Below are 23,593 nucleotides of genomic sequence, written 5' to 3'. Positions count from 1 at the left end.
GCGACACGACAGACCACCACTCCCACAGGAACACCGACCCTACGCCCGACCAGCGAAAACACCGTTCTCAAGCCCGGAAAGACAACAGCTTCTCAGGGGATGGTTCGCGCAGGAGGTCGGGGCGAGCCTCAGCGAGGTCAAAGGCCCGCTTGAGACCCTCCATGATCGCAGGCTCAATCCGGTAGACACGGACACGGTCATCGAGCTCGAGCACCCTGGTCCGGTTGTCCGGGCCGATCCTGCGCCGTACCGCGCGGACGCTGGTCAGCACCCCGCCGATCTTCCCCTGCGGGATCGGCATCTCGGGGTGGTCGATGAAGTACTCGCGGATGTCGTCGTAGGAGGCAGTGCCGCCGAGCTCGACCAGGCGGCGCAGCACGGCGCGGGCGCCGGGCATCACGGCGGCGACGGTGTCGAACAGCAGCCGGTCCGTCCAGCCCTCCCACAGCTCCTCGCCGCTCAGATCCGCAGGGTCGGGCCGGGGCTCGTGCGCAGGCGCGTCGGGCCAACTGCTCGCCACGAGAGCGGGGTTGAGCCCGTACGCGGCCTGCACGGCCGCGATCGCCTGCTCGTACGTGTCCCTCTGGGTATCAATGGTCAGCTGCACGCCCTCCCCCTCCGCGATCTCCTCCCCCATCCTGGACCCGGCAGGGGAAAGTCCGAAGGCGTTGCGACGGAACTCCATTGCCGCCGCGCGGGCCTCCGTCGCGCCGCCCCACCCGCGCCGGTGTCGCACATGGGCAGCCGCCGGTGACGCAGCAGTTCCTCCGTCACACGGCCAGATCCTCCGGCACCGCGTAGAGGGCGTCGATCGGGGTGAGCACCGTGTAGAGCAGGACGTCGTGGGGGCCGAGCCCGAGCAGGGCGTAGAACCAGCCCCGGCGTTCCTCCCACTGCAGCCTGATGCCGCCGCGGCCGCCGGCGCGGCTGGCATCCCAGCCCAGCCGCATGTAGGTGGTCAGGCCCAGCTGGCGGGTGCGGACGGCGGCCCGGACGATGCCCGGCGGAATGCCGCGGGCAGCGACCTGCGAGTTCGCAGGCAGGCGGGCGAGAGAGCGGGGAGGGTTGTCAGACGGGTTGTCGGCGGGGATACCGACCTGGTCCACGCAGGGGGTTGTCGCTCGTGACCGTGGTCGAGCCTTCGTGGTCGGCAACGGGATCGGGGCCAGCTGCTGCCCTGTCCGGCACGCGCGGCGCCGGAATATCATCCGGGGTGGGGGAGGCGGCTCCGGGAGTGTCGGTGCCATGACGCCCGGAGCCGCCCATCACCCGGCCGGATCCACCGGAGGAGGCTGCGGCCCCCGCCATGGTCGCCGCGATAGCCGGGCGGGGCCGCCGACACAGCACAGGCACGTTGCCGTGTCACCTGGTCAACGCCCCCGGCACCCGCAAGGACACGCCCCGCACCGTGGATTCACACCGGCCGTCCTGCCACCATGAAGGAAGAGGATTTCCGGTATTCCTCAACGTGTATGCACCCTGGCCGGGACGGAAGGAACTGCGGATGCCGATGACTCCCCCAGAGCGGCGGTGGACCTTCCTGACCCATCACGCCCGGGTGCTGCTGGCCCTCGCCCGGGACCCGCAGACACGGCTGCGCAGCCTCGCCGCCGCCTGCGAGATCACCGAACGCACGGTCCAGGCGATCATCGCCGACCTCGAGCAGGCCGGCTACCTCCGGCGGCGACGGGCCGGACGGCGCAACGAGTACGTCCTCGACCTCGACCGGCCGCTGCGGCACCCCGCCGAAGCCGGACTCGACGTCCGCGCCCTCGTGGAACTCGCCGCCGCTGACGTGTCTCAGCCGGCGAAGACGGCTTCCGCCTCGGCGACGGTGTCATAGACCCGCAGGATCTGATCCGCCCCGGTCATCTCAAGGACCCACTGCAGCGGCTCGGGCACGCACGCCAGCACCAGCACGGCCCCGCCCGCCTCCGCCTGGCGCCACGCTCCGAGCAGCACGTTCAGCCCGGCGGAGTCGCAGAACGAGAGGCCGGACAAATCCAGCACGATAAAGCGGTCGCCCCGCGCGATCAGTTCCTTGAACTGCGGGCGCAGCACCGGGTCGGTCGCGTAGTCCATCTCGCCGCTGACCCTCGCGACCAGGCAGCGGCCGGCGGCGATCGTCTCGAGCGACGCCTCAGCCACAACGCTCTCCCAACCGTCCCGCCGGAGACCGCGGCGGATTCCCGGCAAGAGCCTACCGACCCCCTGCCCCGCCCTGGACGTCCCACTCCGCCTTTCACCCCACCGCCGCGCGCGTCAACGTCAACGACCAGTTCGCGGCGTCAGCCCTGACGAACCGGCGCCGCAGCCGCCCAGACGGTTCAAGTGCCAACGGATGTGAATGTTCCCGGCCTCTTGCACAATTCCCTCATGCAGCCGCTGCCAGTTCCTTGCCCTGCCCACCTCATCCCGGACGCCAGCGGCACCGAGGCTTTCCACACCGCATACCGGCAGGCCATGACGCAGCACGCCGTGTTCGTCGCCATCGAATCCGACGGCCCACACTGGACCGTGAAGGCCGACACGCTCACCGCGGGCCCCACGCACTCCCTCGAGGACACCGTGAACGACGCTGTCCGGGCCGCGATCGTCCGCATAGTCCACACCCGCGAGGTCGGTGCGGACGCCTATGCAGGACCGATCTACTTCATGATGCACAACGTGTCGAGCGAGGAGCGGGCCCGTGAGCTCGCGGCCGCACTCCACGCCGCCCTGCACGGCGACCTGGAACCTCTCCACCGCGCCGTCCCTCCCGCGTCCTGACCTGAACGCCCGGTAGTCCTGACGAGCCGATGCGCGTGCATGTCATGACCGGATCAGGTGAGCCCGTGCCTGTCACCTCCCGGATGACCCCCAAGCCGGCGGATTGGCACGGACCGGACGCCCGCATAGCAACGCTGAAGCCTGCCGTGAGCCGCCCTGCTACGGCAATCGCCTGAGCCACAGCACGGCAAGGCCGTAGGCGACAGCCGCCACAGCAAGTCCCGCAAGGACCGTAGCGGTGTATGCCCAATCGGGCAGCGTGTGCCTGAAGAACCCGAACATGACGTCACGAGTGATGAGGAAGGCTGCAACGGCGGCGAACATCGCACCCGCTGACTGCTGGGTCCACCGTCCCGGCTTCGACGCGACGCGGCCATCCGGGCGAGGAGCAAAACGTTCTGTCACTCGTCACTTGTACCGGCCGCGATGTGACTCATCAATGGCAGCCTGGCCCAAGCCCGCACGCGGCAGAGCTTCGGCGTCGACGTGCGATCACGAACCGGACATTCTGCGACTACGCCGAAGCCCTGCCGTCACCTCTGCTTCGTCCTGCCGCGGGGCATGGGCTCGGGGGCGTAGAGGAGATGCTGGCCTCCCGACCACGCCCTGACCAGCATGGTGACCTGCCAGTTCGCAGGCAGGCGGGCGAGCGGGCGCGGAGGGGTGTCGGACAGGGTGTCGGAGGGGTTGGTGCGTGTTTCTGAACTCGCTGAGCCCTTGGTCCGCTCTTGCAGGTGGCTGTAAAGACCGTGTTGATCGTTGCCAGGCCCTTCGGCGCAAGGCTGGTGGCTGCACCGCCTACCCACTTCCTCCATACCAGCGAGCGCCGATCGGGACAGTTCGCAGCCTCGGAAGCTGGTGATCATGTAATGCGGTGGTCCTTACTCAGTTGACGATCTTCGCTCGGTGCCCCGGAGCAGGCGTGCGGCGGTGGTGGTGAGGTCGATGATCAGCGGTGCCAGGAGAGGAAGGCTCAGCCAGGCGGCGAGGATCCTGGAGCCGATGCCGGCGCCCCACAGCGCCGAAAGCAGGGGCCAGAAGACGTGGATCCACAGGAGTACTGCGGTGGCGCCTGCCCGGGGCGGGCGGTCTCGTCCGTCCGTCACGGTTCGGCGGCGGTCATCGGTTGGCGTCCCGGCCGTACACCACGTAGGCGATCACACCGAAGATGTTCCCGAACGCGCAGATCAGCATCCAGGCCGGGGCCGTCAGCTGCCGGGTGTCGGGGTGCCGTGAGATGTCGAACAGGCAGTAGACGGTGGGGACGACCGCGACCAGGGACACGAGCACGGTCAGCAGGAGCGGAGGGGAGCTGGCGGACGCGTACATGCGAGGGCCTCTCTGGCAGACGTGGAGGAGCGGGAGCAGGGGGTTTGTGTCCCGGGGCCCGGCTCAGGGGTCAGTGCGGGCGGCCTGTTCGCCGGGCAGGAGGATCGTGCCGAGGATGCGTCGCCTGCGGCCCGGTTGCTCCGTGTTGGCCAGGAGCGGCTCGAACAGCCGTTGGATCTCGTTGCGTACGGCGGCGAGTTCGTCGTCGTCGAGCCACAGTCCGGTCAGGCGGTAGCTCACCCCGTCGCGCAGGTAGTCGATGTCGCCCTGGGCGAGGTAGCGGTCGAAGTCGGCCAGCAGCGCGGCGACGAAGGCCATGAAGGCCTGCCGGTGGTCGTCGGCGCTCATCGTGGCCAGGTCGTCCGGGCCGATGAGGGTCGGCCGCAGTGCGTAGGTGCGCTCCAGTGCGCCGCCCACCTGGCGCTCCGCGGCGACCGCGAGGACTCCCGCGTCGGCCAGTCGCGCCACGTGGCGATAAAGGCTGGCGACGGGGACGTCGCCGAGCTCGGCCTGCAGCTCGCTGGTGGTCAGCTCCCGGTTGCCGAGGAACGCCTGCATGATCCGCAGCCGGACGGGATGCAGGAGCAGGTCAGCACTTGCCACATCCACCTCCCTCCAGGGATCGTTCTCAATAATGATAACGTCGGCGGGCTGGAGAAAGCGATGACAGAGCGTGAGCCGGCGGCGACCGGCCTGGCGGTCCTCGATCTGGCCCGGCGGGGGCGCTTCGCGGAGATACGCGGCCTGTTCGCGCCGGCGTTGCGCCCGCTGGTGACCGCCGAAACGCTCCAGGCCGCCTGGTCGGCCGAACTCGAGCGGCACGGCGCGGTGTCCGCGATCGGCGTGCCGGTGAGTGAGCCGGACGCGGCGGGCGTGGTCGCGGTGAAAATCCCGGTGACCTGTGAGCACGGGGCGCTGACGGTGATCGTGTCGGTGCACGCGGGCTCCGGCCTGCTCACCGGCATCCAGCTCGCGCCCGCCGACGCGGCCCGGCCGGTCCGGCCGTGGCAGCCGCCCTCCTACGCCAACCCCGGGGCGTTCGACGAGCAGGAGGTGGCCGTCGGCTCCGGCACGCTGGCGGTGCCCGGCACGCTGAGCCTGCCACGCCGGCCCGGGCCGCTGCCCGCCGTCGTGCTGCTCGCCGGTTCGGGCCCCAACGACCGCGACGAGACGATCGGGCGGAACAAGCCGTTCAAGGACCTCGCCTGGGGACTGGTCGGCCGCGGCGTTGCGGTCCTGCGGTTCGACAAGGTCACCCGGGCCCACCCCGGCGAGGTCGCGAAGATGCGTGACTTCACCGTGGCCGACGAGTACGTACCGCATGGCCTCGCGGCCCTCGACCTGCTGCGCCGACACCCGGCCGTCGACGCGGGGCGGGTGTTCGTCCTCGGCCACAGCCTGGGCGGCACCATCGCCCCGCGCGTGGCGGCCCAAGAGCCGTCCGTCGCCGGGCTCGTCCTCCTCGCCGGCGGAACGCAGCCGCTGCACTGGTCCGCCGTGCGGCAGCTGCGCCACCTCGCCTCGCTGAACCCGGCGACCGCCGCCGCGTCCCAGCCCGCCCTCGAGGCGATCACCCGACAGGCCCAAAGGGTCGACGACCCCGGCCTGTCCCCGGCGACGCCTGCCGCGGAACTGCCCTTCGGCCTGCCCCCGCCCTACTGGCTGGACCTGCGCGACTACGACCCGGTGGCCACCGCCGCACAGCTGGACAGGCCGATACTCATCCTCCAGGGCGGCCGCGACTACCAGGCGACCGTCGCCCAGGACCTCGCAGACTGGAAAGCAGGCCTCGCCCACCTGCCCGACGTGACGATCCGCATCCACGCCGCGGACAACCACTTCTTCTTCCCCGGCACCGGACCATCGGCGCCGAACGAAAACGAGCCGGCCCAGCACATGGACCCGGCGGTCGTCGCCGAGATCGCCGACTGGCTGACCTCCCCAGGACACAACCGGGTCGACCCCGGCGGCTGACACACGCCTGCGGCACACCTCGCCGACAGCTCGCGCCCGTTCCGGCCGCTGACAGCGGGGCGTGCGAGGCCCGCCCTGCGAGCCTTGTTCGCGCGTGCTGGAGAGTCTGCTGCCTCCGGAGGGGCCACGGACCTCCGCCGGCCCTGGGAGAAACCCACCACCTCCGACCGGCTCACCCCGGCCCGGGTCCGCCGAGGGTTCAGGAACATCCGCGCTCACCTCGCCAGCCCGACCCGTGTTCCCAAACCCCGAGGAGCCGGCCCCGGAAGACCACCCGGCGCCAAGAACAAACAGCGGGCACCCCGCTACGACGTCGGCAAGACCGTCAAACGCCCCGAGACCCTCAAGGCCATCGGCACGCCCGGAAGATCTTGGTAGATAAAGAACAAACTGAAGCGTCTTTCCGCATGTGGTCATGGGTGAGGCCCTGCCGGATTCCGGCAGGGCCTCACCCATGACGAGCGTGTTCAGGTGTGGCTAGGCCAGGTGGGTGTGTCGAAGCCGGCGCCCAGCCCGCTCACGAAAGGGCGAGACCGGAAGGGCGAGACTCACCTTCGCCCGGGCGTTTCCCGGTACACCACCGGGCCGCCCGTGTAGGCATCAAGCAAGACGCGGTCACCCATGGGACGATCCAGCTCGACTGTTACCTGCTTTTCCCTCTTCTGCGCGGTGCAGTTACTCTCGTCCGGGTTCTTGACGGAGGCCGAGAGCACAACACTTCTCCCGGTTTCCAGCACGTGCACGGCGGGGCCACTGTCGCAGGCGCCGTGGTAGGCGATAACGGTGAGCGATCGCCCGTCTTCGGCAAGCCGGACCAGCCGACCGAGCGGTGTCAACTGGCTGTCGGGAAGGTCATGGGCTGGCTTGATCGGCGAGCGGGGGGTGTTGGACGGGCTAACGGCGGCCCGCTTGAGGGGCGAGGTGTAGCCCTGCAGTGTGAAGAGCCAGGCGGGGACCGTCGCTGGTCCGCGGGTTGTGGCCAGCGTCATGGTGCCCAGCTTCGCGCCGGTCACGGTGAGGTGGGGCCCGTCGATGCGGGCTTGAGCCAGGCTCTCGTATGCCGTTGTTGCCGCCATCACTGGCCGTGAAAGCGATGTACCGCTCGCCCAGGAAACTCGTCCGTCCTGCGGCCTGGTGGCTGGTAAATCGCTTCGCAGGACGAAGTTCTGAGTCTGGTAGGCGCGCTGATCAGCCTTACTCTGCAGGCCACCTCGCGGCAGCTGGACCGCGTTCTCTACGGGATGGTAGCCAGCACGCCACGCGGCAGCCGCCTGCGAGCCGTCCCAGGCTGCGGCGACCTGCCGGGCGCGTTGCACGGCTGGCTCGGCCTGGTGGCCTGCTTCCTTCTCGCTGCCGCAACCGGAGACCGCACCCACGCCAACGGCGGACAAGGCCATCAAGGCAAGCAGGCTGGTGGTGCGCGATGCCCTGATACTCATGCTGTCTCCCAGGGGTGGCGACGCGGTATTTTTGTGTCGTCACTCTGACGTGGTCGGGCCAGGAAAGGTTCACCGGTTGCGGCAGCTGCAGATGGTGTGCCGTCAGTAGACGTGGAGACCGCGTTCGTTCAGCACCGTTTGTACCGGCGTGTAGAAGGACTCACGGTCGCTCTGCCCGTCCGAATCGCCACAGGGCTTGTCGAGATAGTTGCCGCCTGAGGTGATGCCCAGCGCGGTCTTCCCGGTGAACAGGGCGCCTCCGCTGTCGCCGCCCTTGGCGCAGAGGCTGGTCTCGATCATGCCGTACAGCGTGGTCCCATCGGCGTAGGTGACGGTCGTGCTCGACTTCGTCACGTTGCCGACCAGATCTTGGCTGGTGACGCCGATCCGCCTCACCGCCTCGTCCTCCGCCGGGTAGCGGGAGTTGTCGATCTGGGCGTTCGTGCCTCCCCCGTAGTGGATGGTTCCGGGGGTGGTCAGGTTGGGGTTGTCTACCTTGATGGTGGCCCAGTCGCAGGCGCGGCTGGCACTGTCACAGTGCTGCGGGCTCGCCCCGAACCTATACGCGGTCTGGGTGCCGATGCGGGTGCCGTCCGCGTCGACATACCAGACGTTGCCGGTACCCGGTACGCAGTGGCCGGCGGTGAGTGTGTAGACCGCTCCCGATGAGTTGTGGGTGTTGAATGCGGCGGAGCAAAGCCAGCCCGAGGACGTAATGCCGTTGCCGCCGCGGAGCGTGGTGGCAGTCTCCAACTTGCCCCCGACTCTGTCGATACGCACCGCACCCGGGTGAGCCGCTGCCACTTCTTCGATCCGGGCCCGGTCGGCGTCGGACACCCCGTCGAAGATTTCGACGGACACCTGGTTACTGTCGGCCTCGACGCCCCACGCGGTGTTGGGAATCCCGGCCAGCTCGTCGAACTCGCCCTGAATGGAAGCAAGTTCGGCTGTGCTGCGGGTCACGAGCTTCGGGACTCCGCCCGCGTCTCGGACGGACTGCGCGGCGGCCGCGTCGGTGACCGCGACGACGGCGCGTCCGTCCCTGTAGTACACGCCGCCGGTTCGGTCGTCGCCAAGCCTTGCCGCCAGCGCTGCCGCCTGGCCGGGGTCGACGAGTTGTCTCGGACCGTCGTCGGCGGATGCGGGGGATACCGCGGCGGCAGCAACCAGGAGCGCGGCTAAGAGCAACTGCGTGGGTCTCTTCCGATCATGTCTCACTTGTGTGAACTCCAAGGGATCTCGACACTAGCGAACTGTCGTTCGAAGAACGCGCTTTCGACTCTAGCTCAAAGTGCTGCTATAGAGGTCTTGTGTGCACAAAGTGACCAGCGAGGATTCCGCTTCGGGTAAAAGGGCTGCTGGTCGAACCGTTCAGGCTCTTGGCCACCGCCGACTCAGGCAGCTGACTGGCGCCTGACAGGACGACACACTGTCCAGCGGTATGCCGGGGCCGCCTGCGGCAGGACATCGTCACCGGGCGCCGGACCCGCCCCAGCCGCCTCGACGTGCACCAGCCCCATGCGCAACGACACACCAGCTAGACTGACGGCACGATCACTGGACCAAATCCACGGCCTCGTACGGGACTTCGCTCCTCGCCCGCCGCCCGGGCACCGACCCGCCGGACTGGATCGACACCGCCCGAGTCGCACGACTGCCCGGGATCACCGGCTTCGCTCACGGGCTCGCCACCGGCTTGGAAGCCGTGATCGCCGGACTCACCACGCACTGGAGCTCAGGCGGCACCGAGGGTGCCGTGATACGCATGAAGCCGTGTTCAGGTTTCAGGAACGCGACGAAGACGCAACGGCCGCCAGCCCGTCCCTGGGCCGTCGCCAGCCCGGTGCACCAGGCCATCGCCCTGCTGGAGTCGCTGCACGAGACCAACCTGCAGTTCCCCAGCCGTATGCCAGCCAGCAGCGGGCGCAAAAGCCGCGCGGGCGCGCGTACTTGGAACACCAAGCACATCAACGGGCGTTGCCTGCAGGCTTGATGGGGCTGATCGGCTGGCGCGAAAGGGAAGGACGAGGGCACGCGTTGACATTGCAGACCCGCGGGGGCTGCTCGTTAAGAGGTCCTAACAGAAGCGGTTGATCGTGTGACTGTTGGCTTGTCCGCTCGTTGGTCTGGTCGTGGGGAAACGTCAGTCGCGGCCCTGGATCGTGTCGGACGAACTGTGGTCGCTGATCGAGCCGTTGCTGCCCGAGCCGGCACCGAAGCTGGTGGAGGGCCGACCGCGGGTGCCGGACCGGCAGGCCTTGTGCGGGATCCTGTTCGTGCTGCATACCGGGATCCAGTGGGAGTACCTGCCGCAGGAGCTGGGCTTCGGCTCGGGCATGACCTGCTGGCGCCGCCTGGCCGCGTGGAACGAGGCTGGGGTCTGGGACCAACTGCATCTCGTGCTGCTGAAGAAGCTGCGGTCGGCCAAGAAGCTGGACTGGTCGCGGGCGGTGATCGACTCCTCCCACGTCAGGGCCGCTCGGCGGGGCCCAAAAGCGGTCCCAGCCCGGTCGACCGTGCGCGGCCGGGCAGCAAGCACCACGTCATCACCGACGCCCAGGGCATCCCGCTCGCGGTGTCGCTGACCGGCGGCAACCGCAACGACGTCACCCAACTCCTGCCCCTGCTGGACAAGATCCCCGCCGTCGCCGGGACCGTCGGCCGGCCCCGGCACCGGCCCGACGCGCTGCTCGCGGACCGCGGCTACGACCACGATAAGTACCGGCGCCTGCTGTGGGCCCGGGGCATTCGCCCGGTCATCGCCGAACGGGGCCAACCGCACGGCTCCGGCCTGGGCATCTTCCGGTATGTCGTCGAAAGAACGATCGCCTGGCTCACGGCTTCCGCCGCCTACGCATCCGATGGGAACGACGCGACGACATCCACGAAGCCTTCCTCGGCCTCGCCACCTGCCTCATCACCTACAGACACGTACGACGCCTTTGTTAGGGCCTCTACGAGGAGCGGCCCTGCTGGAGAAAGCGCTCTTCGACGGTGGTGTCGCCCGATGACGTGATGGACTCACGCCGTGACGACACTGGCGCCCCGCGTCCTCCACGCACTCGAACAGTTCCATGCCGACCGTCCCTGGGACCACAACGCCCACTACCACCAGTGGCTCCTGCGCCAGCTCCCCAGGCGCTTTGACAGTGCCCTGGACGTCGGATCCGGCAGCGGCGACCTGGCCAGGCTCTTGGCCACGTGCCAAAGCAGTGCAAGGAATCGACGCCGACCCGACAATCGTCGCTCACGCGCGAGATCTCACTGCTCCGTCTGCCCCCGTGACCTTCACCGTCGGCGACGCTCTCAGCGACATACCGTCTGGCTCCTACGACGTCATCACCTGCGTCGCCACCATCCACAATCTGCCATTCAGTGACGCTCTCACCCACTTCCGTCAGCACCTGGCACCCGGGGGAACCCTGGTCGTCGTTGACCTCGCCCACGCACAGTCTCTCGGCGATCATCTACTCGGCACTGCCGCCATTCCCTCGAATGTCGCCATGGCCTGGATCAAGAACAAGGGCCGCAAGGCCCCGCGGCCGGCCTCAATGACCGCACCGACCCGACCGGCGACCATGGGCTTCCCCGACATCGTTCGCGACGCCCGCCGAGTACTGCCCGGCGCACGGCTACGCCGTCGACTGTTCTGGCGCTACACCCTGGTCTGGCACCAGCACTAACCTGTGCGTTTCACTTGCCGCGGTGTCCGGATCTTGATCCGAAACGCGAAAGTGCCCTCTGAGCTGGGAAGATGAGGCTTGTCGAAGGTCTCTGTCATCCCAGCAGGACGGCACTTTCTGCGTGCACACTACCCGGGCGCGCCCCAAGCTCGTCGTCTCGGCTGACGGCCACGGGGTGGTCAGCCATGCCGGGTCCCGTCTGCTGGCCGATCTCGCTGACGCCACCGGCCTGACCGCCGCGTTCACCGACGCGCTGCGCCGCCTGCGGCCACGCGGCACCGGACACAACCCGGGCAGGATCGCGGTGGACGTGGCGGTGATGCTCGCCGACGGCGGCAAAACCATCGCCGACTTGGCCGGTGCTCAAAGACGGCGCTATAGCTGCATCCGGCGGATGCTGCGAGCTGTCGGATATCGGTGCCCGGTCGGTCACCGCTGGCGTTGAACTGTCCATTCGGGTCTTCCTTTCGGTCCGGCGGACATCCGAGCGGGCCGGCCAGATCGCCTCTGTCTGCGAAGCCAGGCTGCCAGATGGCACCAACCTCGGTGATGCGACTGTTCGCGGAGTGGAGGTGTGGGGGGCGTCGACCTTGATGACGGATACCTCATCCACAGCCGAGCCCGCGTCGCACTCCGAATCGATGACACGCCCGTGGCCCCGCGAACATCTCGCCGGGCAGACGCTGCCGGTCAGGCTGCCGTTGCACCTGTCACTTCTTGTCGAGGTGTGCCTCGGTCGGCGCGGCGGGCGGTCCGTCGGCGTGCTGGTGCTCGGCTTCAACGCGGTGGGGTTTCCAGCTGAGCTGAAGCGCGACGATGATCGCGGCGAGCACTGCGAGACCGGTCGCGATGAGGAACGACAGGCGGTAGCCGTCCACAAGAGAGCTGCTGTGGCCAGAGGTGGCCGCAGCGGCGGTGGCGAGAATCGCGAGGCCGACCGCGGCGCCGGTCTGCTGGCTGGTGGTGAACAGAGCCCCGGCCAGTCCCTGGTCGCCGGCCCGGACTCCGCTGGTGATCGCGATCGACGCGGCCGGCAGGGCGAGCCCGACCCCGGCCGCGGTCAGCACCAGGCCGGGCAGCACCGCTGCGGGGTAGCTGGCCCCGACGGTGATCTGGGCAAGCCACAGCTGTCCGGCGCCCATGCTGGCCAGCCCGGCAAGCAGGAGGCCCCTGATGCTGAACCGGGCCAGCAGCCGACGGGTGCCGAGGGTGGAGACGAGCACGACGGTGGCGGTCGACGGGACCAGCGCCAGGCCGGTCGCCATCGGGCTGAACCCCAGCACCTTCTGCAGGTAGAGCGAGGCGAAGTAGACGTAGCCGGCCAGGATGGCGCCGATCAGCAGCATTGCCGCGATCGCGGCCCGCCGGGCCGGCTCCGCCAGGATCGACAGAGGCAGCATGGGTGCCGCGGACCGCTTCTCGGCGAACACAAATCCCGTGGTCAGAAACACGGCCAGGGCGAGAGTGACGAGGGTGGCGGGCGCGGTGAAGCCGTGCTGCTGCCCGCTGCTGAGCCCGAAGATCAGCGCGGCGATGCCGGTGGTCACCAGCAGCGCCCCGCGCACATCGACGCTGCCGCGACTGCCGGACCGCTTCGCGGTCGGCAGTCGCGGTACCAGCGCGAGCATGATGGCGATGACCGGCGGGTTGATCAGGAACACCGCCCGCCAGCCGAGGTACTGGGTGAGCAGCCCGCCGGCCACGATCCCGGCGGTCGCGCCCGCCGCGGTCGTGGCTTGCCACATTGCCAGCGCCCGGTTACGGGCGGCCCCTTCTGCATTGGTCGTCGTCAGCAGTGACAGAGCGGCCGGGGAGGCCATCGCCCCGGCCGCGCCCTGCACGATCCGGGCGATGATCAGCATGATCGGCCACTGGGCGAGCCCGCAGGCCAGCGATGCGATCCCGAACAGGGCCAGGCCCAGGGCCAGGACCTGCCGCCTGCCGAGCAGGTCCGCCAGGCGGCCGCCCGCAAGCAGCAGCGATCCGAACGCAAGCGCGTACCCGGTGACGATCCACTGCAACTCCGCTGCGGGCATGCCCAGCTCCCGCTGGATCGACGGCAGCGCCACGTTCACGATGCTGAAGTCCAGTTGCAGCACGAACTGGGCGGCGCAGATCAGCGAGACGACAAACGCGGTCCGTTGTGAGCCGCTCGCAGCGTGCCGAGGCATGGCGTCATTCTTCGGGTGGTCTGCCATGGGCGAATCCCCTGTCCTGGCGGTGTTCCTTACTGGTTCGTCGGCGTCAACCACGCCCGTCAGAACTTCGAGGCGGTCCGGCGGCAGCGCGCACGGATAGACTGCATCTGTCTGGCAGATGGAACCGTCCAGATGTGCTGCAATTCAGGCCTAGGCGGTGGCCGATGGAACTCAGACAGCTACGTCACTTCCTGGCGTTGGTCGAGGAACGCAGCGTCACTCGCGCCGCCAAGCGCGAACTCATCGTACAGTCAGGCCTGTCGAACTCGCTCCAGGCCCTCGAACGCGAACTCGGTACGGCCCTCTACGTCCGCGGGACCAGGCCCGTCCGGCTCACTGCGGCCGGCGAGGCTCTGGTGGGCCCGGCCCGCCGGACCGTGACCAGCGCCGCGCAGGCGGAAGAGGCCGTACATCACACCCGTGACGTGCTCATCGGCACACTGCGCCTCGGCGTCTCGCTCTCCGCTCAGCATCTGGTGCCGTTCGCTTCCTATCTCGGCGAGTTCACTCGCGATCATCCCGGCATCGACCTGCGCCTGCAGTACGCGCCCGCGCTGACGATGATCTCGATGCTCGAGGCCGGAGAACTGGATTGCGTGATCGGACCCGCGGTCAGCCAGGTCCCGGGCGTCCGGATGACCCGCCTGGCGCGAGAGCCGCTGCACCTCGTCTGCCGCGCCGATCATCGCCTGGCGGAGCGCACCGAGGTCACCATCGGACAACTGGCCGACGAGCGGTTCGTCGAGGTACCCCCGGGGTGGACGGCCCGCCTGTTGAGTGACGCCGCGTTCACCGGCGAAGGAATACAGCGCCGCGTCGTCTGTGAGGTCGGCGACTGGGAACTGTTCCTCGAACTGGTCAGCGCAGGCGTCGGTATCGGCTTCGCTCCAGTCGGCCTGCAGTACCCGGTGCTGACCGCACCGGACAGCGTTCTGCGGCTGATCGCGGTCGAGGGCGTGCATCTGGAAAGGCACATCTACCTGATGCTGCCCTCGGCGGGCGAGACCAGCCCGGCAGCCCGGCAGTTCGCCGATCAGCTGCTGCGTATTCACCCCGCGGGCAGCTGACCCGGCGCCTGTTGGCCAACGCAGCCCTGTCGACTCGGAAGTGGCACGGCTGCCGGTGCGCTCATGCCGCGACCATCTGATCGTCAGATGGGCTCCATCTGAGACAGGTGCGACGCAGGCGACATCAGCGGCAACGAAGGCGCGGTTGTACCGGGTGAAACTTCCACGCCGACCGTGGACGCCGGGCCAATGGCAGAACAGAGATGCCGCCCCGGAAGATCCGCCCCTCGGTGCCTGCACGGCCGAAGACAAGAAGGAGGTCGCCGAGATGAACCTCACTGACCACGCCGGAGTCCGGCTCACACACGGAAAGCCCAAAGTCAACGGTGTGGAGATCCACTACGCGATCGGCGGCGCCGGCGAGCCGGTGTTCCTGGTGCACGGCGTACCGAAGACCATGTCGTACTGGCGCCACGTCGTGCCCCTGCTGACCCCGCACTACACCGTCATCGCGGTCGACAACCGAGGCGCCGGCGGCTCCCAGCGTCCCCTGACCGGCTACGACACCGCCACCATGGCCGGCGACGTCGCCGAACTGGCCACCCACCTGGGCTTCGACCAGTTCCGCGTCGCCGGCGAGGACTGGGGGGCGGCCATCGCCTACGCCGTCGCCGCCTTCCACCGGCCCCGGGTGCAGCAACTGGTCTTCCAGGAAACGCTCCTGCCGGGATTGCCGGCCGGCCCTGGACTGCCGGGCGGCGAACAAGACCCCTCACTCGCCGCCGACGACGGCCGCACCGGCTGGCACTTCAGCTTCTTCAGCCTGCCCCACATGCCCGAACTGCTGCTGGCCGGACGGGAACGGCCTTTCTGGACGTACTACGCCAGACGTCAGATGTGGGACCCCAGCGCGCTGACCGAGGAGGACATCGACGACATCGTGCACTCGGCCGAGCAGCCGGGCGGCACCAAGGCCATCCTGGAGATGTACCGAGCCCGCCAGACCGACGCCGAACAGAACCGCCCGCATTACGCCGACCCGATCAGCTGCCCGGTCCTGGCCGTCGGCGCTCAGAACTATCTCGGCGACGAAGTATCCGGACAGCTCGCGCAAGTGGCCCGCGACGTCCGCGGCGTCGTCATCCCCGCATCTGGACACAACATCGCGCTCGAGAACCCGACCACCCTGGCCCAGGCCTACCTCGACTTCTTCGCAGGCGACTGAGGTTCGGCAAGGCCTCGTGCGGCAACCCCGGGCGCGGGCAGGCCCAGGATAACCAGCAGCCAGTCGATGAGGCGGTGTTCACTGCACACGTCCAGACCGGTACCCGGACTGCCGCAAGCGGGCAGGAGGCGTGTACGGCAAGCGCCAACGCACCCTGAACGAGCGGTCGTCGGGGCCTCGCCGGGGCATTGAAGGCGGTACGGAATGCGCTGATCGTGCTCTCGATGGCGGCCCGCAGCGAGTAGCACGAGAGCCATTCCTGGGTCTGCTGCTCGGTCCGCGACTCAGACTGGATGTCGTAGAGATCGCGCGGCAGGAAAGAGACCTTCCGGGCGTCGGTGCGGGTGCAGGCGGCCTTCACCGGGCGCTGGCGGCAGTCGTCCGGGGAGAACTCGACGGTGACGTAGGGCGCGAGGGAGGCCGGTGTCGACCACCGACGGCTCACCTTGCCCTGCGGACAGGTGACCTCCGTCGCGTCCCAGTCGATGTGGAAAGCTTCGCGGTGGAAGACGGTGCCCTTGCGGGACTGGCGGGTGCTCCTGGCCCGGATCGGTCCGACCAGGCTGACACTGTGCTCGCGGGCGACCTGCTGCTTGAGCGCGACGGAGAGATACGGTGGGGATGCAGCGAGGCACACGCGCGCCTGATCGGTCGGTGTGCCCGCCGTCGTGGCTGACTTTCGTCGGCGGAGGCACAGCCGATCTCCGAGACGAGGGGCGACCCGCACTGGTGGAGGGCGCCCCATGGCCTTGACTCGGTCATTGAAACGCCCGGCCAAAGTCGCTACACCGCCCGCGCTGTGAGGGGCACCGGGCCCGGCAGATCGACCGGGCCCGACACGCCTACTGATCTCTTCGGACTGTTGTCGGATGCTGATCCCTGCGGTAGGCCGGTGGCATGCGGTACGCGCAGGGTGGCGGGCTGACCGCCGAGCGGCGGCGGTTTCGTGAGCCGATCCGGTACCAGGCCGGTGAGCGGTTCGCGCACGGTGAGAGGACCGCGGTGATCGCGAAGGATCTGCGGGTGAGTGAGCGGTCGGTGGAGCGCTGGCGTCATGCCTGGCAGGAGGGCGGGATGGACGCCCTCGCCTCCACGGGGCCAGCGAAACTTCCCAAGGTGTCCGACGGCCAGTTCACCGAGCTGGAAAAGGAGTTGGCCCTCGGGCCTGCCGGGCACGGCTGGGAGGACCAGCGGTGGACCCTGGCACGGGTCAGAGCGCTGATCGCCTGGAAGTTCGGCATCGACTGCTCCTCGGCGGCCGTCTGGCGGCTGCTGCACCGGCACGGCTGGTCCTGGCAGTCTCCGGCCCGCCGCGCGCTGGAACGCGACGAGCAGGCAGTGGGTTTGTGGAAGAAGGACGTGTGGCCGCAGGCGGAATGACCGCGGCGGCGCTGGGGGCCTACATCGTCTTCGAGGACGAGGCCGGGTTCTCGATGACCCCGCCGCGCGCCCGCACCTGGGGCCGACGCGGGCAGACACCCGTGGTGCGGGTGCGGGGCCGCTCCTGGCGCCGCTGGTCGATCGCCGCCATGTGCTGCTACCGGCCGGGCGAGACTTCCCGGCTGATCTACCGGCCGCGCCGCCACCGCAAGCACCGAGGCAAAGGACGCGACACCTTCGCCTGGAGCGACTACCGCGACCTGGTCGTCCGCGCCCACATTCAACTCCAGGCTCCCATCGTCTTGATCTGGGACAATCTCAACACCCACCGGGCCGCCGGGATGCGGGAGTACGCGGCCGCACACGACTGGCTCACCATCGTCCAACTGCCCTCCTATGCACCGGACTTGAACCCGGTCGAGGGCGTCTGGTCGCTGTTGCGCCGTGGCCCACTGGCCAACACCGCCTTCACCGACGACGAGCACCTCGAACGCACCCTCCGTCGGGGCTTACGCCATATCCAGCTCCGCCCCGACCTCATCGACGGCTGCCTCACCGGCACCAGACTGCCCCTCACCCAGCAGCCGACAACAGCCCGAGGAAGTCAGTAAGTCGGTGTTTTCAACTCCCTCCCGGACTGCGTCCGGCAGACCGGGAGCGAGTGATCTTTGTCCCGGAACAGGGCGTGCATGCCGCAGGGACTTGATGGACTGGGGCGATGAAGATCTTGTCACCTCGTGTCCTGCGGGCTCTTGAACGGTTCAACGCCGCTTATCCCTGGGATCACAACGCCCACTACCATCGCTGGATCCTGCGGCAACTGCCGAGGGGCTTCGACCGCGCCCTGGACGTCGGTTCCGGCAGCGGTGATCTTGCAAGGCTCTTGGCAGAACGAGCCGACGCTGTGCTGGCCCTCGATTCCGATCCTGTGATCACAGCCCAGGCCCAGAAGCTGACTCCTTCCGGGCTCCCCGTCACCTTCACCGTCGGGGATGCAATAACCGAGGTTCCTGCCGGCCCTTACGACGTCATCACATGCGTCGCCACGATTCACCACCTGCCGTTCACCCAGGCGCTCACCCGTTTCCGCCGTCATCTGGCTCCGGGAGGGACGCTGGTGATCGTCGGCCTGTGTCGCGCCCAGACCCCTGTGGACCACCTGCTCGGTGCCTTCGCCATTCCGGCCAACGCTGCCATGGGCTGGCTGAAGAACAACGGGCGCACCTCGCAGCGCCCCGTCTCCATGGCGGCCCCTACCCGCTCAGCGGACATGACCTTTGACGACATCGTCCGTGAAACCAGAGACCTCCTCCCTGGCGCACGGCTGCGCCGACGGTTGTTCTGGCGCTATACGCTTGTATGGAATCAGCCCTGAGCGGCCCGTGGCTTCCTCGACCAAGTATCGGTGCGGGGGCTCTTGCGGGTGTCGATGATGTAGAGGCGTCCGGCCGGGCGGTTGATCCAGTAGACGGCGGTGAGCTGTCCGACCGCGGCGGCGCGGACGTCCTCTCCCTCGATGTCACGGCTGTCGAACGGTGGGAAGGACCACAGGTCGCGGCCGGCGATGTCCATCACGTCGCGCAGCATCTCCCGAGCGTCTCGGGCAGGGCCTCCAGGCCGGCGAGTGCCTTCGGTGACAGCCGTGCGGGCCAGGGCGTGTCGCTCACCGGCGGCCGTCGAGTGCGTCGGCCAGGTCGACGCCGTCGGAGTCGTCGAGGCCGCCGGCCATGAACTCGCTCACGGCCGGCGCGGCTTCGACGCGGGCCTGCCAGGTGCGGACGACGTCATGCAGCGGGCTGAGGCTGTAGGAGTGCCGGGAGCCATCCTTGCGAAATCCATTGGTGCCCGGCTTGCTCCGCTGATGGACTGACGTCCTGCCGTGAGTCTGCCGCGTGACGGAGGTAGTGGTTGTGACAGGCTATGACGTGCTTGCCGAGGTGTACGAATGGCTCATCTCGGATGCAAAGTTGCCTCCAGCCGAGTTCGCTGCGTCGTTCGACGACGTCCTCAATCTCCTGCCGTCGAACGCTCACGTCCTCGACTGTTCGTGCGGAACCGGACAGTTGGCGGTTGGCCTCGCCGGTCGTGGCATGCAGGTTGTCGCAACTGACGCCAGCGAGGCGATGGTTCGTCGGACTACCGAGTTGTCTGAGGAGTTCGGGGCATCCGTCCGGGCCGTACGGGCGAACTGGGAAGAGTTGCCCGACCATTTCCAGGACAACACGTTCGACATGGTGTTCTGCGTTGGCAACTCGCTTCACCATGCCGCGGGCGCGACAGGCAGGGGTGCTGCTCTGGAGTCGATGTCACGGCTTCTGCGCCCCGGCGGGCGCTTGGTACTCACATCCCGCACTTGGGAACTCGTGAGGGCCAGAGGTTCCCGGCTGGAGATCAGTGACCGACTCGTCCGGCGGAACGGTCGCGATGCCGTCGTGGTCTACCGCTGGGAGATTGCGCCGCATTGGGAGGAGGAGCACCACATCGAGATTGCGATCGCGCAAGTTGATGCGACCGGGTTGGTTCTTGTCCGCTCGGAACTGTTGTCCTGCTGGCCCTACCGGTACGAGGAACTCGAAGTCGAGCTGCACCGGGTCGGACTCCAAACGGAACTGAGCACGTTCGATCTTGAGGCCGAGAACTACATGGTGGTCGCGAGCAAGGTATAAACACCGGACTCTCAGTCCCTGGCCGGTGACGGCGGCCGTGGCAAAGTCCAGATGTGCGGCCAGGCGAGTCCAGGCTGATGGCCACCGGAATTCTAGGTGGATGGCCGTCTGACCAGTGGTGTTCCTGATCACTTCCTTAACTGGAGGAGACCCCTCCACCGTTTGCTGGTGTTTGCACGCATCAGCTACCGGCCGGAGAGGTCCTGTGACGAAGTCTGACACGGAGATTATGGAAATCCTTGAGGCGTACGACCTGACGGGGACGGTCTGGTCGGCGGCGACCTTGACGGGGCACGATCCGAAGACGGTCAAGCGGTATGTCGAGGCCCGCAACTGCGGGCGCAATCCCTATGAGCGAGAGCCGCGGCCGAAGATGATCGATGCGTTCGGGGAGAAGGGCGAGGAGTGGGTCGAGCAGTCGAAGGCGACGATCCGCGCCGATGTGGTCCACGAGAAGCTCGTGAAGATGGGCTACCGGGGCAGCGCTCGCTCGACGAGACGGGCGGTGAATACGGCGAAGACCGCGTGGAAGGCAGGCAAGCGCCGCACCTACCGGCCGTGGATTCCCGAGCCGGGCCGGTGGCTGCAGTTCGACTGGGGCGAGGGTCCGCGCATTGCGGGGCGTCGGACCTGGCTGTTCTGCGCATGGCTGTCCTGGTCGCGGTTCCGGGTCGTGATCCCGGTCTGGGACTGCACGTTGGGCACGCTGGTGGCCTGCCTGGACACCACGCTCAGGCGGATCGGCGGGGCGCCGACGTATGTGCTGACCGACAACGCGAAGACGGTCACCGTCGAGCGCATCGCCGGGATCCCGGTACGTCATCCGCAGATGGTCGCCGCGGGCCGGCATTACGGCTGCCAGGTGGTCAGTTGCGTGCCCTACGACCCCGAGTCGAAGGGCGGTGCGGAGGCCACGGTCCGGATCGCGAAGGCCGACCTGGTGCCCACCAACGCGAATTTGCTGGCCGCCTACGACACCTTCGCCGAGCTCGCCGATGCCTGCCTGAACTGGTGCAATGCGGTGAACTCGCGCCGTCACCGGGCGACCGGGCAGATACCCGCGAGCCGTCTGGACGTCGAACGCACCACCCTGCATGTCCTGCCCATCGAGCCGCTCGCGCTCGCGCTGGGCGAGGAGAGGCTGGTCGGCTCGGACCGCACGATCAGCTTCAATGCGGTGCGCTACTCGACCCCGCCGGGCTATACCGGTGCCAAGGTGTGGTGCCGGGCGGTCGGTGAGGAACTGTCCATCACTGCCCGCACCAACTCCGGTGATCTGTCGGAGATTTGGCGCCACCAGCTTTCCACCCCGGGTGTTCCGCAGATCATCGACGAGCACTACCCCGACCATCCCGACGGCCGCAGCATCCACCAGCCGAGGCTGCGGCCCCGCTCGGAAGCGGAGATCGCGTTCGTGGGCATCGGCCCCGGAGCCGGGCACTGGCTCAAGGAGGCCGGACCCGCCGGCGCGGTCCGCATCCGCGCCAAGATGGCCCGCGCGGTCGAGCTGGCCACCGTCCTGGGCAACGACAAAGTCGACCAGGCCCTCGGCCTTGCGGCCACGGCCGGGCGCTTCGCCGACGACGACCTGCTCTCGATCCTGGGACACATCGCCGACAGTAAGCCCGCCGGCGAGGTCGTCCGCGCGGACGAGTCCCACTCCGTCCAGAACGGAACCATCGGCTGGCAGGCCCTGGGCCAGTAGGCAACGGCCCCAAGCCCAGCGGAGCGGGGTCAGTCGCCGAGGAACCACAGATACAGGTGCGTCCCGCGCTCGACGATCTGGCACAACTCGCGGGCCTGAGCGACCCATTCGCCCTCACAAGCGGCCGGAAGCCGGTTGAGTTCCGCCTGCAGCAGCGGGATCTGCCGCTGGTTGAACATCGCGTCCCCATACGGGGTCAGGGCGAAAAGCATCGGGAATTGCGTGGGGGCCAGACCCGCGAAGGCATTTGTCCACTTCAACCCGGCCTCGGCGCGAGCCACGACGTTCCCGAGATCACCACGCACGACCAGATTTATCACCTGGCGAGCCTATCGGCGGCTACCGAGACCAGCGAAGGAATATACGACCGTGACGTTTCCCCAGGCTCCGGCCCTGCCCGAGGAGTTGGACAGGCTGATGCGCCGGATGCGCCTGCCCAATATGCGCAAAGCCGCACCCGATGTTCTGGCCACTGCCCGCACACAACGCTGGGATCCCGCCGAGGTCCTGCGGCTGCTGATCACCGAGGAGGTCACCGGCCGCGACGCCGCCACGCGGCGTCTTCGCCGGCACTCGGCGAACTTCCCGACCGGCAAGACCCTGGGCTCCTGGCGGGCCGAGGACTCCACCATCCCCGAACCCACCCAGAACTCCCTGATCACCCTGGAGTGGATCGGCCGCGCCGAGAACTTGGTGATCGCCGGCCCGTCGGGGACGGGCAAGAGCCACTTCACCGAGGGCCTGGCCCAGGCCGCGATCGAAAACGATCTGCGGGTGTCCTGGTTCACTCTGGAGACGCTCAGCGCCGCGATCGGGAAGTCGAAGGTCGACGGGTCCACCGCACGGACCGTCGCCCGGATCTGCCGCGCGAACCTCATCGTCATCGACGACATCGGCCTGCTGCCCGTCGGGGAAGATGCCGCCGAGGCGTTCTACCGGATCATCGATGCCGCCTACGAACGCCGGTCCATCGCGGTGACCAGCAACATTCACCCCTCGAAAGCGCACATGTTCCGGCGAACCCGTGCAAGGTGCTGCCGAAGTGGTACGGGTTCGACGCGTTGGAAGGGTTGCTCCGGGAGAACTGGTCAGAAGTGGGTGGCGATCCCGAAATTCTGCCGGAGTTGGGCCATGTCGTGACGGTCGTGATCAGCTGGTTCGTAGCCCTGGTGGAAGTAGACCTGCTGCTCGGGAGACAGGCACGGGACAGTGGACCCCAGGATCGTGCCGGTGACGAAGCATGACGCGGGATAGACGAACGGGTGCTCGGGGTCGGGGGATGCCTGCACCGCGGATCCGTCCGTGGCAAAGATCAGAGGGTGGAGATCGATCTCTCGCCCCTGGGGGTCGGTGACGACGAATCGCACGGGGCGCCAGTCGAGGGTCTCTGCGAATCCTGCATCCGCGAGAGCCGCCACGACTGCCGGTTCCTGGTTCTTGCGATGCATCAGGTCCAGGTCACGGTGCGGGCGGGTTTGCTGACCGACCAGGGCATCAATGCCCCAGCCGCCGCCGATCCAGACGTCGACGTCAACGTTCCGCAGCACGGCGAGGATGGACAGTACGTCGTCGGCCGTCATCACCCGCGCAGGCTAGCGTTGATCATCTGGGCGGGCGAGCGGATTTGCCGTCGTGCGGGAGGCCAGTTCCGTTTCCTGGTCAACGTGGTCGGCGAGGTAGATCAGGGTGGCTTGGGGGTCCATCCCGAAAGCGGCGGCGACGAGCTTGGGGTCCATGGTGTTCACCAGGTCGACAAGACGGGTGCTGCGGATCATTCGGGGCGGGTATCCGCAGTCGTCAAGGACATGGGAAAGGTAGGCAGTTGAGGCCGGGCTTCGCCCGGCCTTGGTTCCTTTGGTGACCATCACGTGAGGGTTGGCGGTCGGCCACGCCGCGCGGTGGGCCAGACACCGCTGCAACACTGCCCAGAAGGCGGGGTCCAGCGGGACGGGGTGGGGTCGCTTGCCAAGCCGGACCGACTGGGTTGCCGGATCGATGTCGGTGACCTGCAGCATCCGGGCCTCGGTGCTGGAGGCGCCATGCAGCAAGGCGAGTATGCCGAGCAGGGCTTCGTGCGGGTGGACATGGTCATCGGTGGTCCAGCGGCGGAAGAGCTCGCGCTGCTAGTGCTGTGACCGCATAGGTTCGCCGGGTTGGTGGTCGTGGCGGTTGGATGTGCGGTGACGTCCGATCCGACTGCTGGAGGCGCGGTGGCCGA

26 protein-coding genes and 5 pseudogenes are annotated in these 23,593 nt (G+C 68.2%); 17 read left to right on the top strand and 14 right to left on the bottom strand.

Features of this window, described 5'->3' with window-relative positions; translation table 11 throughout:
• Positions 1-67: 67 nt before the first annotated feature.
• On the bottom strand, positions 68-607 hold the full coding sequence (locus ACFY1L_RS55735; RefSeq protein ID WP_388843312.1) for a hypothetical protein: 540 nt from the start codon (positions 605-607) through the stop codon (positions 68-70).
• Between the two features lie 163 nt (positions 608-770).
• Positions 771-1,106 (bottom strand): hypothetical protein, encoded by a 336-nt coding sequence (locus ACFY1L_RS55730; RefSeq protein ID WP_388843310.1) that lies wholly within the window; start codon positions 1,104-1,106, stop codon positions 771-773.
• A 398-nt stretch (positions 1,107-1,504) separates the two neighbouring features.
• Between ACFY1L_RS55730 and ACFY1L_RS55725 the strand changes: the two genes are divergently transcribed.
• Entirely contained in the window at positions 1,505-1,843 is a 339-nt protein-coding gene (locus tag ACFY1L_RS55725) for a MarR family transcriptional regulator (RefSeq protein WP_388843308.1), read from the top strand.
• Here ACFY1L_RS55725 and ACFY1L_RS55720 read toward each other — a convergent pair.
• Positions 1,801-2,148 (bottom strand): STAS domain-containing protein, encoded by a 348-nt coding sequence (locus ACFY1L_RS55720; protein WP_388843306.1) that lies wholly within the window; start codon positions 2,146-2,148, stop codon positions 1,801-1,803. The genes ACFY1L_RS55725 and ACFY1L_RS55720 overlap by 43 nt on opposite strands.
• 315 nt (positions 2,149-2,463) lie before the next feature.
• On the opposite strand from ACFY1L_RS55720, the gene ACFY1L_RS55715 reads away from it, so the two are divergent.
• A complete protein-coding gene (locus ACFY1L_RS55715; RefSeq protein ID WP_388843304.1) occupies positions 2,464-2,769 on the top strand; it encodes a hypothetical protein in 306 nt (101 codons plus the stop codon).
• Positions 2,770-3,650: 881 nt separating this feature from the next.
• Here the strand turns inward: ACFY1L_RS55715 and ACFY1L_RS55710 are convergent.
• The 3 genes from ACFY1L_RS55710 to ACFY1L_RS55700 all read right to left on the bottom strand — a co-directional run bounded on the left by ACFY1L_RS55710 (position 3,651) and on the right by ACFY1L_RS55700 (position 4,701).
• Entirely contained in the window at positions 3,651-3,875 is a 225-nt protein-coding gene (locus tag ACFY1L_RS55710; protein ID WP_388843302.1) for a hypothetical protein, read from the bottom strand.
• Between the two features lie 13 nt (positions 3,876-3,888).
• A complete protein-coding gene (locus tag ACFY1L_RS55705; RefSeq protein ID WP_388843301.1) occupies positions 3,889-4,098 on the bottom strand; it encodes a PLD nuclease N-terminal domain-containing protein in 210 nt (69 codons plus the stop codon).
• Between the two features lie 63 nt (positions 4,099-4,161).
• Positions 4,162-4,701, bottom strand: coding sequence for a helix-turn-helix domain-containing protein (locus ACFY1L_RS55700; RefSeq protein WP_388843299.1), 540 nt, complete (start codon positions 4,699-4,701; stop codon positions 4,162-4,164).
• Positions 4,702-4,761: 60 nt separating this feature from the next.
• Between ACFY1L_RS55700 and ACFY1L_RS55695 the strand changes: the two genes are divergently transcribed.
• Positions 4,762-6,072: an alpha/beta hydrolase family protein gene (locus ACFY1L_RS55695; protein ID WP_388843297.1), complete on the top strand. Its 1,311-nt coding sequence runs from the start codon at positions 4,762-4,764 to the stop codon at positions 6,070-6,072.
• Positions 6,073-6,195: 123 nt separating this feature from the next.
• Positions 6,196-6,450 (top strand): annotated as a pseudogene (locus ACFY1L_RS55690) (transposase); the annotation flags it as partial.
• A gap of 170 nt (positions 6,451-6,620) precedes the next feature.
• Here the strand turns inward: ACFY1L_RS55690 and ACFY1L_RS55685 are convergent.
• Positions 6,621-7,511 carry a hypothetical protein gene (locus ACFY1L_RS55685; RefSeq protein ID WP_388843296.1) on the bottom strand — a complete coding sequence of 297 codons (891 nt, stop codon included), beginning with the start codon at positions 7,509-7,511 and terminating at the stop codon, positions 6,621-6,623.
• A gap of 102 nt (positions 7,512-7,613) precedes the next feature.
• A complete protein-coding gene (locus ACFY1L_RS55680) occupies positions 7,614-8,744 on the bottom strand; it encodes a S1 family peptidase (protein WP_388843294.1) in 1,131 nt (376 codons plus the stop codon).
• Positions 8,745-9,207: 463 nt separating this feature from the next.
• On the opposite strand from ACFY1L_RS55680, the gene ACFY1L_RS55675 reads away from it, so the two are divergent.
• The 4 genes and pseudogenes from ACFY1L_RS55675 to ACFY1L_RS55660 all read left to right on the top strand — a co-directional run.
• Entirely contained in the window at positions 9,208-9,504 is a 297-nt protein-coding gene (locus ACFY1L_RS55675; RefSeq protein ID WP_388843292.1) for a hypothetical protein, read from the top strand.
• A 139-nt stretch (positions 9,505-9,643) separates the two neighbouring features.
• Positions 9,644-10,460: pseudogene (locus tag ACFY1L_RS55670) on the top strand (IS5 family transposase).
• 79 nt (positions 10,461-10,539) lie between these two features.
• A pseudogene (locus tag ACFY1L_RS55665) lies at positions 10,540-11,194 on the top strand (class I SAM-dependent methyltransferase).
• A 91-nt stretch (positions 11,195-11,285) separates the two neighbouring features.
• Positions 11,286-11,552, top strand: a pseudogene (locus ACFY1L_RS55660) (IS1380 family transposase); the annotation flags it as partial.
• 352 nt (positions 11,553-11,904) lie between these two features.
• On the opposite strand, the gene ACFY1L_RS55655 reads toward ACFY1L_RS55660, so the two are convergent.
• Positions 11,905-13,365, bottom strand: a complete 1,461-nt coding sequence (locus tag ACFY1L_RS55655; protein ID WP_388843291.1) for an MFS transporter — start codon at positions 13,363-13,365, stop codon at positions 11,905-11,907.
• 191 nt (positions 13,366-13,556) lie between these two features.
• Here ACFY1L_RS55655 and ACFY1L_RS55650 point away from each other — a divergent pair.
• The 3 genes and pseudogenes from ACFY1L_RS55650 to ACFY1L_RS55640 all read left to right on the top strand — a co-directional run.
• Positions 13,557-13,730: pseudogene (locus ACFY1L_RS55650) on the top strand (LysR family transcriptional regulator); the annotation flags it as partial.
• A gap of 39 nt (positions 13,731-13,769) precedes the next feature.
• Entirely contained in the window at positions 13,770-14,459 is a 690-nt protein-coding gene (locus tag ACFY1L_RS55645; protein WP_388843318.1) for a LysR substrate-binding domain-containing protein, read from the top strand.
• Positions 14,460-14,727: 268 nt separating this feature from the next.
• Positions 14,728-15,624: an alpha/beta fold hydrolase gene (locus ACFY1L_RS55640; protein ID WP_388843289.1), complete on the top strand. Its 897-nt coding sequence runs from the start codon at positions 14,728-14,730 to the stop codon at positions 15,622-15,624.
• On the opposite strand, the gene ACFY1L_RS55635 is transcribed toward ACFY1L_RS55640, so the two are convergent.
• Complete coding sequence (locus ACFY1L_RS55635) at positions 15,539-16,369, bottom strand: transposase (RefSeq protein ID WP_388843287.1); 831 nt, start codon at positions 16,367-16,369, stop codon at positions 15,539-15,541. The genes ACFY1L_RS55640 and ACFY1L_RS55635 overlap by 86 nt on opposite strands.
• A 152-nt stretch (positions 16,370-16,521) precedes the next feature.
• On the opposite strand from ACFY1L_RS55635, the gene ACFY1L_RS55630 reads away from it, so the two are divergent.
• The 3 genes from ACFY1L_RS55630 to ACFY1L_RS55620 all read left to right on the top strand — a co-directional run bounded on the left by ACFY1L_RS55630 (position 16,522) and on the right by ACFY1L_RS55620 (position 18,379).
• Entirely contained in the window at positions 16,522-17,004 is a 483-nt protein-coding gene (locus tag ACFY1L_RS55630; protein ID WP_388843285.1) for a winged helix-turn-helix domain-containing protein, read from the top strand.
• 53 nt (positions 17,005-17,057) lie between these two features.
• A complete protein-coding gene (locus ACFY1L_RS55625; RefSeq protein ID WP_388843316.1) occupies positions 17,058-17,615 on the top strand; it encodes a transposase in 558 nt (185 codons plus the stop codon).
• 107 nt (positions 17,616-17,722) lie between these two features.
• Positions 17,723-18,379: a class I SAM-dependent methyltransferase gene (locus tag ACFY1L_RS55620; RefSeq protein WP_388843283.1), complete on the top strand. Its 657-nt coding sequence runs from the start codon at positions 17,723-17,725 to the stop codon at positions 18,377-18,379.
• Here the strand turns inward: ACFY1L_RS55620 and ACFY1L_RS55615 are convergent.
• Positions 18,370-18,591 (bottom strand): hypothetical protein, encoded by a 222-nt coding sequence (locus ACFY1L_RS55615; protein WP_388843281.1) that lies wholly within the window; start codon positions 18,589-18,591, stop codon positions 18,370-18,372. The two genes, ACFY1L_RS55620 and ACFY1L_RS55615, sit on opposite strands and share 10 nt — an antisense overlap.
• 323 nt (positions 18,592-18,914) lie before the next feature.
• On the opposite strand from ACFY1L_RS55615, the gene ACFY1L_RS55610 reads away from it, so the two are divergent.
• The gene (locus ACFY1L_RS55610; protein ID WP_388843314.1) at positions 18,915-19,670 is read left to right on the top strand and encodes a class I SAM-dependent methyltransferase; all 756 of its coding nucleotides are present in this window, start codon (positions 18,915-18,917) and stop codon (positions 19,668-19,670) included.
• A gap of 229 nt (positions 19,671-19,899) precedes the next feature.
• Positions 19,900-21,375, top strand: a complete 1,476-nt coding sequence (gene istA / locus ACFY1L_RS55605) for an IS21 family transposase (protein ID WP_388843280.1) — start codon at positions 19,900-19,902, stop codon at positions 21,373-21,375.
• Positions 21,376-21,404: 29 nt separating this feature from the next.
• Here istA and ACFY1L_RS55600 read toward each other — a convergent pair whose 3' ends face one another.
• Positions 21,405-21,680, bottom strand: coding sequence for a hypothetical protein (locus ACFY1L_RS55600; protein WP_388843278.1), 276 nt, complete (start codon positions 21,678-21,680; stop codon positions 21,405-21,407).
• Positions 21,681-21,744: 64 nt separating this feature from the next.
• Here ACFY1L_RS55600 and ACFY1L_RS55595 point away from each other — a divergent pair, with 64 nt between their 5' ends.
• Positions 21,745-22,515: an ATP-binding protein gene (locus tag ACFY1L_RS55595; protein WP_388843276.1), complete on the top strand. Its 771-nt coding sequence runs from the start codon at positions 21,745-21,747 to the stop codon at positions 22,513-22,515.
• Here the strand turns inward: ACFY1L_RS55595 and ACFY1L_RS55590 are convergent.
• Positions 22,464-22,955, bottom strand: a complete 492-nt coding sequence (locus tag ACFY1L_RS55590; protein WP_388843274.1) for a nucleotidyltransferase domain-containing protein — start codon at positions 22,953-22,955, stop codon at positions 22,464-22,466. The genes ACFY1L_RS55595 and ACFY1L_RS55590 overlap by 52 nt on opposite strands.
• A gap of 12 nt (positions 22,956-22,967) precedes the next feature.
• The gene (locus ACFY1L_RS55585; protein ID WP_388843272.1) at positions 22,968-23,390 is read right to left on the bottom strand and encodes a hypothetical protein; all 423 of its coding nucleotides are present in this window, start codon (positions 23,388-23,390) and stop codon (positions 22,968-22,970) included.
• Positions 23,391-23,593: the final 203 nt, after the last annotated feature.

Source organism: Streptomyces sp. NPDC001663 (genome assembly GCF_042893105.1).
Taxonomy (GTDB): Bacteria; Actinomycetota; Actinomycetes; order Streptomycetales; family Streptomycetaceae; genus Streptomyces.
Note: the sequence above shows the minus strand (reverse complement) of the source record. Positions and strands in the feature narration are given on the sequence as shown.

Excerpts from the sequence above, each read along its gene's own strand:
- ACFY1L_RS55620 (WP_388843283.1), top strand. The coding sequence starts at position 17,723 with ATGAAGATCTTGTCACCTCGTGTCCTGCGGGCTCTTGAACGGTTCAAC.
- ACFY1L_RS55725 (WP_388843308.1), top strand. The coding sequence starts at position 1,505 with ATGCCGATGACTCCCCCAGAGCGGCGGTGGACCTTCCTGACCCATCAC.
- ACFY1L_RS55585 (WP_388843272.1), bottom strand. The coding sequence starts at position 23,390 with ATGCTGCAGGTCACCGACATCGATCCGGCAACCCAGTCGGTCCGGCTT.
- ACFY1L_RS55705 (WP_388843301.1), bottom strand. The coding sequence starts at position 4,098 with ATGTACGCGTCCGCCAGCTCCCCTCCGCTCCTGCTGACCGTGCTCGTG.
- istA (WP_388843280.1), top strand. The coding sequence starts at position 19,900 with ATGGAAATCCTTGAGGCGTACGACCTGACGGGGACGGTCTGGTCGGCG.
- ACFY1L_RS55590 (WP_388843274.1), bottom strand. The coding sequence starts at position 22,955 with ATGACGGCCGACGACGTACTGTCCATCCTCGCCGTGCTGCGGAACGTT.
- ACFY1L_RS55615 (WP_388843281.1), bottom strand. The coding sequence starts at position 18,591 with ATGCTGCGCGACGTGATGGACATCGCCGGCCGCGACCTGTGGTCCTTC.
- ACFY1L_RS55640 (WP_388843289.1), top strand. The coding sequence starts at position 14,728 with ATGAACCTCACTGACCACGCCGGAGTCCGGCTCACACACGGAAAGCCC.
- ACFY1L_RS55685 (WP_388843296.1), bottom strand. The coding sequence starts at position 7,511 with ATGAGTATCAGGGCATCGCGCACCACCAGCCTGCTTGCCTTGATGGCC.
- ACFY1L_RS55655 (WP_388843291.1), bottom strand. The coding sequence starts at position 13,365 with ATGCCTCGGCACGCTGCGAGCGGCTCACAACGGACCGCGTTTGTCGTC.
- ACFY1L_RS55715 (WP_388843304.1), top strand. The coding sequence starts at position 2,464 with ATGACGCAGCACGCCGTGTTCGTCGCCATCGAATCCGACGGCCCACAC.
- ACFY1L_RS55635 (WP_388843287.1), bottom strand. The coding sequence starts at position 16,369 with ATGGGGCGCCCTCCACCAGTGCGGGTCGCCCCTCGTCTCGGAGATCGG.
- ACFY1L_RS55630 (WP_388843285.1), top strand. The coding sequence starts at position 16,522 with ATGCGGTACGCGCAGGGTGGCGGGCTGACCGCCGAGCGGCGGCGGTTT.
- ACFY1L_RS55695 (WP_388843297.1), top strand. The coding sequence starts at position 4,762 with ATGACAGAGCGTGAGCCGGCGGCGACCGGCCTGGCGGTCCTCGATCTG.
- ACFY1L_RS55625 (WP_388843316.1), top strand. The coding sequence starts at position 17,058 with ATGACCCCGCCGCGCGCCCGCACCTGGGGCCGACGCGGGCAGACACCC.